The sequence below is a fragment of the Pedobacter gandavensis genome, from assembly GCF_014172405.1.
Taxonomy (GTDB): domain Bacteria; phylum Bacteroidota; class Bacteroidia; order Sphingobacteriales; family Sphingobacteriaceae; genus Pedobacter; species Pedobacter gandavensis.
This window is the reverse complement of record NZ_WNXC01000002.1, coordinates 65,541-80,470: the sequence shown is the minus strand read 5'-3', so window position 1 is coordinate 80,470 and position 14,930 is coordinate 65,541. Positions and strand designations below refer to the sequence as shown.

The following is a 14,930-nucleotide window of genomic DNA, read 5'->3' as shown; positions in this document are numbered from 1 at the left end:
TTATTCCATGCTATCGATTTGTGTCATTGGAAGCTTGGTTATTTTATGGATTTGATCTATCGGGAATCCCAGTTGTTTTAAATTTCGGGCAATGAGTAGCCTGGTTTTTGTGGCGCCCTCTATTTGCCCCTCTGCTTTTCCTTCTATTTTTCCCTCTTTTCTAGCATAACTAATGGTATTTTCATGATCATTATAAGTTTTAAAATTGGACGCATAGATCTCCCGGTCTATTTTGGACATCTTATTTAATTTTGCCTCTTGTAAAAATTCAAAGAAAACTCCATCCATGAAGCTTAAGGGTACTTTTGTGAGTGTGCTCATGTTTTTTAGGGTATATAACCATTTGTCTAAATCTGTTTCCAGTTCTTCTTCTTTCTTATTGAAGCAGGGTAATTCGAAGAATTTAAATCCGAGTTGATTGTAAAATGCCTTTCCGGTATCCTTGTTGATTAGCGCGATGTTCTGGAGATAGGAGTCAGGTTCACTATCGGTCAGTTTAAAATTCAGCAAAGCAATCAGGTAAATTTCTTTGAGTGGTCTCTGCCATCTTTTCCCCATAGAAACCTGTTCGTTGATCGACCTTGATAAATAAAAAATACACCGATCTCTGAAGTATTCTTGCTTTTTTTGCTGCATTTCAATGATGAACTTTTTACCATTATCTGCTGTACAGGTTACATCAAAAAATACCTTTTTTAATTTCTGTAAGTTTCCCGCCGATTCTGTAGCTCCATATTCAATTGCTATTATTTTCTTTTCGCCTTTAAAAACTGCGTTAAGAAAGGAAATCAAAAATCCTTTGTTCGTTTCCGCACCAAACAGGTACTTAAAACCGAAATCAGTTAAGGGATCAAGAAAAGGAGGTGCGGTGATGGCTGCGTTCATATTTCAATGATTTATTTTCTAGGCGCTGTTTTTTCTGGATTTATTCCAAGTTTTCAATTTGCGTAATTGGAAGCTTGGTTATTTTATGGATTTGATCTATCGGGAATCCCAGTTGTTTTAAATTTCGGGCAATGAGTAGCCTGGTTTTTGTGGCGCCCTCTATTCGCCCCTCTGCTTTTCCTTCAGCCTTTCCCTCAGCCTTTCCTTCTATTTTTCCCTCTTTTCTAGCATAACTAATGGTATTTTCATGATCATTATAAGTTTTAAAATTGGACGCATAGATCTCCCGGTCTATTTTGGACATCTTATTTAATTCTGCCTCTTGGAAAAATTCAAAGAAAACTCCATCCATGAAGCTTAAGGGTACTTTTGTAAGTGTGCTCATATTTTTTAGGGTATATAACCATTTGTCTAAATCTGTTTCCAGTTCTTCTTCTTTCTTATTGAAGCAGGGTAATTCAAAGAATTTAAAACCGAGCTTATTGTAAAATGCCTTTCCTGTATCTTTGTTGATTAACGCGATGTTCTGGAGATAAGAGCCGGGTTCGCTATCGGTCAGTTTAAAATTCAGCAAAGCAATCAGGTAAATTTCTTTGAGTGGTCTCTGCCATCTTTTTCCCATAGAAACCTGTTCATTGATCGACCTTGATAAATAAAAAACACACCGATCTCTGAAGTACTCTTGTTTTTTTTGCTGCATTTCAATGATGAACTTTTTACCATTATCTGCTGTACAGGTTACATCAAAAAATACCTTTTTTAATTTCTTTAAGTTTCCCGCCGATTCTGTAGCTCCATATTCAATTGCTATTATTTTCTTTTCGCCTTTAAAAACTGCGTTAAGAAAGGAAATCAAGAAACCTTTGTTCGTTTCCGCACCAAACAGATACTTAAAACCGAAATCAGTTAAGGGATCAAGAAAAGGAGCTGAGGTGATGGCTGCGTTCATATTTCAGTGATTTATTTTCTAGGCGCTGTTTTTTCTGGATTTATTCCATGCTATCGATTTGTGTCATTGGAAGCTTGGTTATTTTATGGATTTGATCTATCGGGAATCCCAGTTGTTTTAAATTTCGGGCAATGAGTAGCCTGGTTTTTGTGGCGCCCTCTATTTGCCCCTCTGCTTTTCCTTCAGCCTTTCCTTCTATTTTTCCCTCTTTTCTAGCATAACTAATGGTATTTTCATGATCATTATAAGTTTTAAAATTGGACGCATAGATCTCCCGGTCTATTTTGGACATCTTATTTAATTCTGCCTCTTGGAAAAATTCAAAGAAAACTCCATCCATGAAGCTTAAGGGTACTTTTGTGAGTGTGCTCATATTTTTTAGGGTATATAACCATTTGTCTAAATCTGTTTCCAGTTCTTCTTCTTTCTTATTGAAGCAGGGTAATTCAAAGAATTTAAACCCGAGCTTATTGTAAAATGCCTTTCCTGTATCTTTGTTGATTAACGCGATGTTTTGGAGATAAGAGCCTGGTTCGCTATCGGTCAGTTTAAAATTCAGCAAAGCAATCAGGTAAATTTCTTTGAGCGGTCTCTGCCATCTTTTCCCCATAGAAACCTGTTCGTTGATCGACCTTGATAAATAAAAAATACACCGATCTCTGAAGTATTCTTGTTTTTTTTGCTGCATTTCAATGATGAACTTTTTACCATTATCTGCCGTACAGGTTACATCAAAAAATACCTTTTTTAATTTCTGTAAGTTTCCCGCCGATTCTATAGCTCCATATTCAATTGCTACTATTTTCTTTTCGCCTTTAAAAACTGCGTTAAGAAAGGAAATCAAGAAACCTTTGTTCGTTTCTGCACCAAACAGATACTTAAAACCGAAATCAGTTAAGGGATCAACGAAAGGACATGTAGTAATAAGAGCAGTCATACATAAAGGCTTATGGTCTAACTACCGTATTTAAATTTAAATCAACAACTTTAACTGTAATTATTTTTTATTTAGTTAATTATTGGGCCTGTAATTTGATAAATGAGAATTGATTATTGCTGCTTTAGGCCTAAGTAATATCTAATTTAGGAGATAGAATTCCCTCTCAATTCCAACGTTAACGCCAAAATTCCTTAATAATTTGACAGAAAAACGCAGTTTATTTTCGGTAAATGTGACGATGTTTGGGTAACATACCTGAAACCAACAAAAAAATGAAGCTTTATCGGAATATATTCCTTGTTGCCCTGGGCAATACCTTTATTCTGGCACTAAGTACAGGCGCTTTTGCTCAATCCTCTGATGTCACAGTCTATTTTAAAAAACCAGCGACCTCCTTTCAGGAGGCCTTGCCTTTAGGAAATGGACGTATCGGTGCATTAATTGCTGGAAACCCAAACAAAGACAAAATAACCCTCAATGAGATCACTTTATGGTCGGGAGGGGTACAGGATGCCGATAGGGAAAATGCCCATCAATATTTGAAACCTATCCAGGATTACCTGCTGAAAGGCCAGAATAAAGAAGCACAAGAGTTATTGCAAAAACAGTTTGTAGCAAAAGGATCTGGATCTGCTTCCGGGAATGGTAAAGATGCACCTTATGGCGCCTACCAGACCATGGGTAACTTGTTGATCAACTGGAAAGATACTACTGCAGCTTATACCAATTATAGTAGGGTTTTAAATTTAGAAAAAGCCATTGCAACTACGCAATGGAAACGCAATGGCGTAACCTATAGTCAGGAAGCCCTGGTGAGCATCCCTGGAAATGTGATGATGATTAAAATCAGTGCTTCAGAAAAAGGAAAGATCAGTTTTAATACCAGCATCAATAGAAAAGAAAACGCGACTGTGAAAGCGGAAGGGCAGACGTTGATGATGAATGGCCAATTGCCAAATGGAAAAGAAGCTGGACTTCGTTTCGCTGCGGGCTTGCAGGTTCAGACTAAAGGTGGAAAGAAGATTGTTAAAGGAAATGAAATAGAAGTGATCAATGCAGACGAATGTATCTTGATTTGGACTGCTGCTACAGATTATAATGTTGCGGATTACAACAAACGTGGGGCAGACCCGGTGGTAACGGTGAAAAAGAACCTGACTGCAGCGGAAAAATTAACTGCTGCCCAAATAGAAAAAGCGCATGTTGATGCTTTTGGAAGCTTCTTCAACAGAAACAGATTTTCGTTAAAAGGGGCTCCTTCAGAAGTTGCTGCTTTGAGTACCCCAGAACGTATGGAACGCTATGCCAAGCAATTGTCTGACCCTCAGTTTCCTGTGTTGTATTATAATTTCGGCCGTTATTTATTGATATCTTCTTCTCAGCAAGGAAGTTTACCTGCAAATTTGCAAGGGCTTTGGGCAGAAGAATACCAAACGCCATGGAACGGTGATTACCATTTGAATATCAATATTCAAATGAATTATTGGTTGGCAGAGCCGACTGGTTTAGGTGATCTTGCCGATCCTTTACATCATTTTATTGCAGGTCTGGTGAAGCCAGGATCTAAAACTGCAAAAGCTTATTACAATGCACCAGGATGGGTAGCACACGTGATTGCAAACCCTTGGGGTTATACCTCTCCAGGAGAAGGGGCAGACTGGGGTTCTACCTTAACTGGTGGCGCCTGGTTGTGTGAACACCTTTGGGAACATTATAAATTTACTAACGACAAAGCATTTTTAGCAAAATATTACCCGGTATTTAAAGAAGCGGCAACTTTTCTTTCGGCAATTCTGATTGAAGAGCCGGAACATAAATGGTTGGTTACCGCACCTTCTAATTCACCCGAAAACACGTATATCATGCCAAATGGCTTTAAAGGTCAGACCGCAATGGGCCCAACCATGGACATGCAGATATGTAGAGAGATTTTTGGCTACAGCATTGAAGCAGCAAAGATTTTGGGTAAGGACCAGGAATGGGCAAAAGAATTGGCTGGAATTAGAAAACGTTTGGCGCCCAATCAAATTGGTGCCGCAGGTGATATCAATGAATGGTTAAACGATTGGAAAGATGCAGAGCCAACCCACCGTCATGTATCTCAACTTTATGGTTTACATCCTTATGATGAAATTACGCCATGGGATAGTCCGGAATTGGCCAAAGCAGCACATGAAAGTTTGACGCAAAGAGGTGATGGTGGTACAGGATGGTCAAAAGCCTGGAAAATCAACCATTGGGCAAGATTAGGTGATGGAGACCATGCCTTGAAACTTTTCAAACAGTTGGTGACCCTGGTGGATCCTTCTAGAAAACTGAACATGCATTCTGGTGGAACTTATCCGAATTTATTCTGTGCACATCCCCCTTTCCAGATTGATGGAAACTTTGGCGGTACTTCAGGAATTGCAGAAATGCTGATGCAAAGCCATGGTCAGGAAAACGTGATCAGGTTGTTACCTGCCTTGCCATCTGATCAAGATTGGAAGGATGGATCGATCAAAGGAATGCGTGCAAGAAATGCTTTTGTAGTCGACTTCGACTGGGAAAATAGCGCCCTGAAAAAAGGAAATATTTTGGCATTAAACGGAGGCAATTGTCATATTGATTTGCCAGCAAATATGTTGGTTAAAGATAGACAAGGGAAGGTGATCGCCAAGACGACCGACAAACAAGCGGTAATTAGCTTTAAAGCCGTTAAAGGAGCAAGTTATAGTTTTGAAAAAGGATAACAATTCGCTTTTACGCAAGCGTTTGCGCAAGATTAGCAGACCTAAAAAAGAAACACAAACATTATATTCGTTAACAAGGTAAAACGACCATTTAACCTTCCTTTTTAACCAAATACAATCAACATAAACCAACACAAATGAAACCTAATCGTAGAAAGTTTTTACAACAACTAGCTATTGGATCCAGCGCGGTGGCCATGGGCTTACCTGCATTTTCAAAATCTCCTGCATCGAATGAAATCTTATCCAATGAAAGTCCATTGCTTTACCCAAATACCAGTGGAGCAAGATTTAACATGTCAGGTTATGCAGCACCTAAAATCGATAAAGTAAAGATTGGTTTTATCGGTCTTGGGATGCGTGGTCCAGGTGCAGTAGGTAGGATGGCTTTTATTGAAGGAGTGGAAATTAAAGCACTTTGTGATAAACTTCCACAAAGAGCCTCAGCCGCACAAAAAATCCTTGAGAAAAAAGGCTTACCAAAAGCAAAAGAGTATTCAGGTGAAAATGGTTGGAAGGAAATGATTGAAAAGGAAGACCTTGACCTGGTTTATATCTGCACGCCTTGGCATTTACATACGCCTATGGCAGTTTTTGCGATGGAGCATGGCAAGCATGCAGCAACAGAAGTTCCGGCAGCACTAACTGTAGAGGAATGCTGGCAATTGGTAGAAACTTCAGAACGCACGCGTAAGCACTGTATGATGTTAGAAAACTGTTGCTATGACTTCTTCGAAATGTTAACCCTTAACATGGTGCGTCAGGGCTTATTTGGCGAATTAATACATGCCGAAGGTGCTTATATCCACGACTTGTTGGGATTAAACTTCGATAAGAAGGGTTATGAAAACATGTGGAGACTAAAAGAAAATATTGATTTCAATGGTAATCTTTACCCAACACATGGTTTAGGGCCGATTGCACAATGTATGAACATCAATAGAGGCGATAAAATGGACTATTTGGTATCCATGTCTTCGAATGATTTCATGATGGGCGCAGAGGCAAAGAAAAGAGCGGAAAAAGACGATTTCTATAATCAGTTTGTAGGTAAGAACTACAGAGGTAACATGAATACCACAACCATCAGAACCAATAAAGGGAAAACGATGATGTTGCAACATGATGTGACTTCTCCACGTCCATATTCCAGAATTCATTTATTGAGTGGAACAAAAGCTTTTGCTTGTAAATATCCGGAACCAGAGCGCATCGCTTTTGGAGAGGAATGGGTAAAAGAAGCAGAGATGAAAAAACTATACGACAACTATACGCCACCATTGATTAAACATGTAGGGGAGATCGCGAAAAAAGTAGGTGGACACGGCGGAATGGACTTCATGATGGATTGGAGATTAATCGATTGCTTGCGTAATGGTTTACCATTGGATCAGGATGTTTACGATGCTGCGGCATGGAGCTGTATTGTTCCTTTGAGCAAAAAATCAGTGGCTAAAAGATCATCAAGCATTGATATTCCTGATTTCACCAGAGGGAATTGGACGGGTAATAAGCCGGTAAATCTTACTTTAGATGGCGGTGGTAATACCAAAGTTAGAGATAGTAAGTAAAGTCATAACGATATCATAATGAACATGCTGAGTTGACGCAAACGTTTGCGTCAACTCAGATTCATTTCTCTTTTCCTATCTTTGCCGCAATGAAGCTTGCGTTGCAAAACCCAAAATATCTGATAGTTATCGGTCTGGCAGTCTTTCTGTGCATCACCGGAGTCACCTTTTTCACTGGTCGTTTTCTCGAACAACGAATCAATAATATCGCTGATTTTGCAGGGGTAAATGTGTACCGTCAGAAAGTTTTGGTATACCAATACGAATTCGGTAATATTTTAAAAGGCACGCAAGTGGCTGCTACACTTTTTCCTGAATTGAGAAATGACATCAGCGAGGAGAGTTTGAATCAAACCTTGGGTACTGTATTGTTGTCGGATGAGAAAGTGAAAAAAGCCTGGTATGCCATCATCAAGGGTAAAGATACTTCTTTTGTTTACCTGGTTCGCGATGCGGCTTCTTTTCAAAAAACAGCAATACCCTCTGATGTTAAAAACTGGGCCAGGAAGCAATTTTTGGCTAATGATACGAGTAATGTTAGAGGTCCACAAACAGAAATTACTCCTGCTTTACACCTGTTAACGGCAAGTAATACGGTAGAATCGGAAAGAGGGCGACTTTTAACCGGTTTGGACATTGATTTGGTTGAATTGCAGCGTGCTTTTATTTCTGTAGATGTTAAAGGCATGTCTTATGCGATGGTGGTCAATGAAAATGGGGTATGTATTACCAGTCCGAATGAGCAACAAATCGGTAAGCAACTGTTTAAACCGAAGCAAGACACCTTGTTTAATCCGCTACATCCTTATGCAAGGCCGAGGAGCCAGGTGGTGGAATCCGATTACTTAGGCGTTCCTGTGACCCGATATTACATTCCCAATATGATCAATGGCCTGAATTGGACTATTGTTGTCGACATTCCAAATCTGGTGTTAGAAGAGGACGTTGCACAAATTAGAAAATATTCTATTGATATGGGCCTGATTGCGGTCACCATTATTTTAGGATTAATCTGGATTTATCAGCGTAAATGGCAAAAGGAGTTTTTACTCCGTAGAGAAGTTGAAATCAACCGTCAGGAATTGTCTATGGAAAAACAGGAATTGAAACTCCTGGCAGAGACCCATGAAAAAGACAATGCCATGCTGCAATTGAGTAAATTAAAAGAAAAGGTGAATCCTCATTTTCTTTTCAATTCACTCAGTTCCCTAAACGCATTGATCGCGCAGGATGCGGAGCTCGCTAAAGCATTTGTCGTTAAACTTTCTAGAGTATATCGCTACGTGTTGGAATCTTACCCTAGTGGACTTGCTCCGGTAGCCGATGAATTGCGCTTTATGAAGGAGTATTTCTTCTTATTGAAGATTCGTTTTGGCGATGCGCTGGAGCCTTTAGATATTCAGATTGAGGAAAAGCTATTGGAAGGTGAAATTCCTTTCATGAGCCTCCAAACCTTGATCGAAAATGCGGTTAAACACAACATACTTTCGAAAGAAAAACCACTAAAAATCACCATTCGGAGTCAAGGAAGTACGATTGTTGTGAGCAATAACCTCCAATTGCGCACGGACGTCAAAGATTCCGGAAAACAGGGTCTGAACTACCTTAAAAGCACCTATTCCTATTTTGGAAATCAGGACTTTACCTTTGGGATAGACCAGGAATACTTCAAATGTTTTTTGCCTGTTTTACATTTAACTGAATAGTAATCAGGACAAAATATTAAGTTAACAATAAAAATTTCACTCCTTAAAACCGCGCTTTCACTAAGTATATTGTACGAGTTCACTCCCGAAAATTTCATAATGTGCCAATTATCCCCCACTTTGGAACATGATTTTGAATAAGACTTCATTTTTTTTGGCTGTTTTAGCAGGCTTGTTTACTACACAAGTAAACGCACAAACTCCTAAAAAATTTCCAACTAAAACCACTAAAAAAGTTCTGGCGGATACGCTAAAGAAAAAAAACGCTGCTGATACTACAAAAGGTAAGGAGCTGAAAAGTTATGCCGATTTGTTAAAGAAAGCAAAAACGGCAAATGGACTTTTTAAAGTCCACCAGGTAGAATCTGATTACTACTTTGAAATCCCCTTGAAATTAATGGGCAAGGATTTTCTGGTAGTCAACAAAATATCATCCGTACCATTAGCACTTAATGAATCCGGATTAAACAAAGGGATGAACTTTGAAAACAAAGTGATTCGCTTTTCACAAAATAAACTGGCGAAAACCATCTGGGTAAAAACAATCGTTCCTCAGGTAGAATCACCAGAAGCGGATGCGATTACCCGTTCCGTAAAGGACAACTTCATCGGTTCTGTCATTGAATCTTTCAAAATTGAGGCCTACAGCCCGGATTCATCCGCAGTAGTCATCAAAATGAACAGAGTTTTTGACGGTACTGATAAAAGCTTTAATGATGTGTTTACCGATGTTGGTTTAGGTACAGCACCTAAAACAGCTTTATCAGCTATTGAGCAAATTAAAAGTTTCCCTCAGAATATTGTGGTACGTGCTTTATTGAGTACCAGAGTTACAGAAGGACAAAACAGTATTCCAATCAGTATGGCCGTTACTACGAACGTGCTTTTATTACCGGAAACGCCAATGAAACCTCGTTATGCAGATGATAGGGTTGGATTTTTTACTACACCAAGATGGTATTTCTCTGATACGCAGCATAAAATGGAAAAAAGGGAACTGTTAACCAGATGGAGAATGGAACCTAAAGCGGAAGATCGTGCGCGTTACCTTGCAGGAGAACTGGTGGAACCGGAAAAACCAATCATCTTTTATATTGACCCATCTACGCCTCCACAGTGGAGACAGCAAATCATTGCTGGTGTGGTAGACTGGCAAAAAGCTTTTGAGGCGGCAGGTTTCAAAAATGCAATTCAAGCAAGAGAAGTAAAAGATATCGCTGATTATGATGGTGATGACATCCGTTATTCGGAAATCACTTATGCAGCTTCGCCGAAATCAAATGCAATGGGCCCGGCAGTTATTGATCCACGTTCAGGTGAAATCCTGGAATCAGATGTCATCTGGTGGCACAATGTAATGACCTCTTTGCAATCCTGGATGAGGGTTCAAACTGGTGTAATTGACGAAGGTGCGAGAAATAATAAATTTACGGATGCACGTATGGCACATGCCATCCGCTTTGTGTCTTCTCATGAAGTGGGGCATACTTTAGGTTTGAAACACAACATGGGCGCTTCCTATTCCTTCCCGGTAGATTCTCTACGTTCGCCTTCATTTACGGAGCGTATGGGCGGAACAGCTTCTTCGATCATGGACTATGCACGTTTCAATTACGTAGCGCAACCAGAAGATAAAGTAACAAGTATTACTCCCAAAATCGGGTTATATGATAAATATGCAATCGCTTGGGGATACCGTTGGTTAGACGTTAAAGATCCGCATGATGAAATTCCGGTGTTGGCCAAATGGATTAAAGACCATGAAAATGATCCTTTGTATTTCTATGGTGAGCAACAAAGCTCTAACGTAATCGATCCAAGATCTCAATCTGAAGATTTAGGAGATGATGCCGTTAAAGCAAGTCGCTATGGTTTATTGAACTTAAAACGTCTGATTCCTCAGATTTCTACTTGGGCAGCAAACCCAGGTGAAGATTATTATCAGGCAGGAAAATTGTATATGGCTGCCATTTTCCAGTGGTTGACTTACGCAGAACATGTAACCGCAAATATTGGTGGTTATTACCTGGAGAAACCAGTAGCTGGTGACCATAAGAATGCTTATACCCCAGTTCCAAAAGCAATGCAAATCAAAGCCCTTGATTACTTAAAACAAGAGGTGATGGAAGTACCGGATTGGTTGTTCAATAAAGATTTGTTATTGAAAACATTCCCAATTAAAGATTCTCCAGCGGGACCATATGAGTATGCGCCATACAATGTAAGACGTGAATTCCAATACGGTGTGCTTTATAGCCTGGTTAGTCAGGAGCGCCTGTTGAGAATGATGGAAATGGAAGTATTGCTAGGTAAAGACAGCGTTTATACTGCTAATGAATTACTAAAGGAGGTTAGAGAAACAGTTTTCGCGAAAACTCAACGCGGTAAAACGCTTTCGATTACTGACCGCATGTTACAGCAAAACTACGTAGATGTATTATTGGTAAGCACCGACAAAATGTTGGAGAAAATCACCAAAACATCTTTACAAGACAATAAATTAAAAATGCAAAATCAATTGCAAGTGTGTGATTTCAGTAATGATGGTAAATCAGTTGTAGGGGCTGAGGAAAAATCATTGAGAAATATTCAGGTGAGTTCTATGAGCAGAACCTCTGATGTAGCAGCTGCGAAACGCAGTGAATTACTTCAGATTCTTACGATCCTGGAAAAAAACAAAGGCAGGGGAGATGATGCAACAAAAGGTCATTACTTAGACTTGATCCTTAGGATCCGTCAGAGTTTAAGAATGAACTAATAAACAACCAAACAACTATAATTTTTTTAAAAAGGGGACATGAATAAACAATTAATGCTAATATTAATCCTGCTAGGTTTCAGCTTTGCGGGTTTTAGCCAGAGCACCAAGACCGTAACTGGTCAGGTACTGGACGAGAAAGATGGTTTACCAATACCAGGAGCTTCGGTGTTTGTAGACAAGGCCATGATTGGCGAGCAAAGTGGTGTTCCTGGTGTCATTCAGAATTCGGTTGTAGGAACCGTAACTGATGGCGATGGTAAATTCAGCTTGAAAGTGCCTGAAGGCGTAACTTCATTAAGAGTTACGTACCTAGGTTACCAGTCAGCAGAGATCAGTATCATCAACAAAACTCACGTTACTATTTCTTTGAAGAATAGTGAAAATACCTTGGGGGAGGTAGTTGTGAATGGTTATACGGAGATCTCAAAACGTAAAAATACTACGGCTACAACTAAGCTGGAATATGATAAAGTGCGTCAAACTGGTGTTTCTGGTATTGACCAGATGTTAGAAGGTCAGGTTGCTGGTGTTTCTGTTGGAAACATAACTGGTGGTCCTGGTGCTGCTCCGCAGATCAGAATCCGTGGTACGGTTTCCTTAAACGGTTCACAAGATCCATTATGGGTATTGGACGGTCTTCCCTTGGAAGGTACCAATTTGCCAAATACCATTGGAAAAGATGATATCGATCAATTGCGTAACTTACCAATTGCAGGATTAAACCCTGATGATATCGCTGACATTACCATCCTGAAAGATGCTGCGGCTACCGCTATTTATGGTGCTAGAGCAGCAAATGGAGTAATTGTGATCACCACTAAAAAAGGTAAAAAAGGACCAATGGCCATCAATTTCTCAGCAAATACCTTCGTTTCTCAACGTCCTGATTTAGGGAAACTGGATCTGATGAATGCTTCAGAAAAAGTAGACTTTGAATTGGGACTGGCTTCGCGTTCAGATTTGACCTATAGAACAGGCAACGGTGGTGTCGCTAGAATTTTGCAAAACAGTGGCGAATTGAATGCCTTCAGAAATGGTGGTTTTTCAGCACTGAACCCTGCGACTCAACAAGCAATTAATGGACTAAGAGCTGATGGTACGAACTGGGGTAAGGAAATTTATCAAAACGCCTTAAATCAACAGTATACTGTTGGTTTGTCTGGAGGTAGCGATCAGGCAACCTATTATTTTTCTGGTGGTTATTACAATGAAAAAGGTACAACTAAACAAACTGGTTTAGAGCGTTACAACATGACCTTGAAAACTGACTATAACATTTCACAGAAGTTGAAAGCAGGCGTTGGAATTTTTGGTTCAAAATCTACACGTACCAACTACCTGGCAGATGCAGATGCGTTTACCAACTTGAGTACTTACAGCAGAAATGTCAATCCATATCAAACCATAAGAAATGCAGCAGGCGGTTTCAACTATGATCCTGATATTTTTGGTAACATCAGTGGTGATACTTACCTACCTTTCAATGCCTTGGAAGAAAGGGAGAATACCCGTTATACTTTGGGTAACAAGAGTGTGAAAACCATTATTGACCTGAACTACCAATTCAATAAAAACCTGAACTTCCGTACAGAATTAGGTCTTCAGTTTGAAGATACTGGTGTAGAGAAATTTGCAGGTCAGGAATCTTATTATTTACGTAAGATCAGAGAGAAAACCAATTACTACGACAGCGCCTCAGGTACAGAGAAATACTACCTTCCTGTAGGAGGAATGATTTCAAATCAGACTTCTTCTACTTTCCAATACAACTGGAAGGCTATTGTAGAATACAAGAAAGTTTTTGCTGAAAAACATGAAATTGAAGCCCTTGCAGGTTCTGAGTTAAGAAGAATCAAAGATGAATCTATTTTAACCAGAGGTTTCGGATTTAATGAGCGCACACTAACGAATCAGGCGATTATTTTCCCTAATGAAAACGCTGCAAAATCAGAAGACCTTCGTGCCTATAAAAAATCAATAAATGAGAATGCATACGCTTCTATTTATGGTACTTTATCTTATACTTACAACAGAAAGTATACTTTATACGGAAGTATCCGTTATGATGGTTCAGATTTGTTTGGTGTAGATCCAAAATATAGATATTTACCTATTTACTCTCTTTCTGGAGCATGGAATGCAAGTGAAGAGAAATTCATTAAAGACATTAATTGGATTTCTAATCTTCGTGTTCGTACTTCATATGGTTTGCAAGGTAATATCGACAAAAATACTTCTCCATTTGTTGTAGGTAATTATGGTACTACGCCGATTCTTCCTGGCCCAAGTCAGCCGGTGATTTCAGTGACTAGTCCTCCAAACAACAAGTTGAGATGGGAAAAAACATCTACTTTCAATGCTGGACTTGATCTTGCTATCTTAGGTAATGCGGTTCAATTTAGCTTTGATTACTACAATCGTTTCAGCAAAGACCTGATTGGTATCGAGCAGTTGCAAGCAGAAAATGGATTTGATTTCACAAATTCTAACTTCTCTCAATTGAGAAATAAAGGTTTGGAATTGACCATTTCTACAAGAAACATGAGTACTGCCAAATTCCAATGGTACACAGATTTCAATATCGCGCATAACAAAACTGAGGTAATTAGAGAGAAATTCCGTCCTAATCAGTTGACACCATCTAAAGAAGGTCGTCCTGTGAATGGAATTTGGGTGATCAAAACTGAAGGATTAGATAAGGATGGTATTCCTCAATTTAATAAAGATGGTAAAATTGTATCTCTTGAAGAGTTCTATAAATTAACGGATCCATACGGAGGTTTCATGGCAGTTAGTGAGTTGACCAATGATGAGTTCCGTGGCATGTATTCGTACGCAGGAAATGGTGATGCACAATTTACAGGTGGATTAACCAACCGTTTCCGTTATTCTAATTTTGACTTATCTATTAGTGCTTTGTTTAACATTAATAAATTAGTTAAAACTCAACCGATTTACAATCCAACATTAACAGATCCTGGAAGAAACTATCCAAGAGCAATCCTGAATGCTTGGTCGCCAACAAATACTACTGGTATCATGCCAGGTATCTATGGCAATGACAGTTTCGGGGGTAGCAGATGGATGGCCTATAACTGGCAGAATACTTCTGATCCTGGAAATACTTACAAAGACCTGGATATTTTCGTGAAGAACATGAGCTATGTACGTATCAATAGCATTCGTTTAGGATACACTGTGCCTCCAAAGTTTGCCGGTAAAGTAAAAGCAAATAGCTTAAGAATAAGCCTGGAAGCAAGAAATCCATTCGTGATCGGTACTAACTATAAAGGATATTTTGATCCGGAAACTTATGGTAATATTTATGCACAACCAATCACTAGAAGTATTGCTATTGGTTTAAATGCCACCTTTTAATTAATAAA

The 14,930-nt window shown here is 39.2% G+C and carries 8 protein-coding genes; 5 read left to right on the top strand and 3 right to left on the bottom strand.

The window, feature by feature from the left end; all coding sequences use genetic code 11:
• The 3 genes from GM920_RS08200 to GM920_RS08190 are packed head-to-tail and all read right to left on the bottom strand — an operon-like array spanning position 1 to position 2,771.
• A complete protein-coding gene (locus tag GM920_RS08200; RefSeq protein WP_182955603.1) occupies positions 1-885 on the bottom strand; it encodes an Rpn family recombination-promoting nuclease/putative transposase in 885 nt (294 codons plus the stop codon).
• Between the two features lie 40 nt (positions 886-925).
• Positions 926-1,834 carry an Rpn family recombination-promoting nuclease/putative transposase gene (locus GM920_RS08195; RefSeq protein ID WP_182955600.1) on the bottom strand — a complete coding sequence of 303 codons (909 nt, stop codon included), beginning with the start codon at positions 1,832-1,834 and terminating at the stop codon, positions 926-928.
• A 40-nt stretch (positions 1,835-1,874) separates the two neighbouring features.
• On the bottom strand, positions 1,875-2,771 hold the full coding sequence (locus GM920_RS08190; protein WP_182955598.1) for an Rpn family recombination-promoting nuclease/putative transposase: 897 nt from the start codon (positions 2,769-2,771) through the stop codon (positions 1,875-1,877).
• A gap of 275 nt (positions 2,772-3,046) precedes the next feature.
• On the opposite strand from GM920_RS08190, the gene GM920_RS08185 reads away from it, so the two are divergent.
• The 5 genes from GM920_RS08185 (at position 3,047) to GM920_RS08165 (ending at position 14,922) form a co-directional block, all read left to right on the top strand.
• Positions 3,047-5,506 (top strand): glycosyl hydrolase family 95 catalytic domain-containing protein, encoded by a 2,460-nt coding sequence (locus GM920_RS08185; RefSeq protein ID WP_182955596.1) that lies wholly within the window; start codon positions 3,047-3,049, stop codon positions 5,504-5,506.
• A gap of 137 nt (positions 5,507-5,643) precedes the next feature.
• Positions 5,644-7,077, top strand: a complete 1,434-nt coding sequence (locus GM920_RS08180) for a Gfo/Idh/MocA family protein (protein ID WP_182955593.1) — start codon at positions 5,644-5,646, stop codon at positions 7,075-7,077.
• 89 nt (positions 7,078-7,166) lie between these two features.
• Positions 7,167-8,783: a histidine kinase gene (locus GM920_RS08175; protein ID WP_182955590.1), complete on the top strand. Its 1,617-nt coding sequence runs from the start codon at positions 7,167-7,169 to the stop codon at positions 8,781-8,783.
• Between the two features lie 127 nt (positions 8,784-8,910).
• A complete protein-coding gene (locus GM920_RS08170; RefSeq protein WP_182955587.1) occupies positions 8,911-11,541 on the top strand; it encodes a zinc-dependent metalloprotease in 2,631 nt (876 codons plus the stop codon).
• 39 nt (positions 11,542-11,580) lie between these two features.
• Positions 11,581-14,922 (top strand): SusC/RagA family TonB-linked outer membrane protein, encoded by a 3,342-nt coding sequence (locus GM920_RS08165; protein WP_182955584.1) that lies wholly within the window; start codon positions 11,581-11,583, stop codon positions 14,920-14,922.
• Positions 14,923-14,930 lie beyond the last annotated feature (8 nt).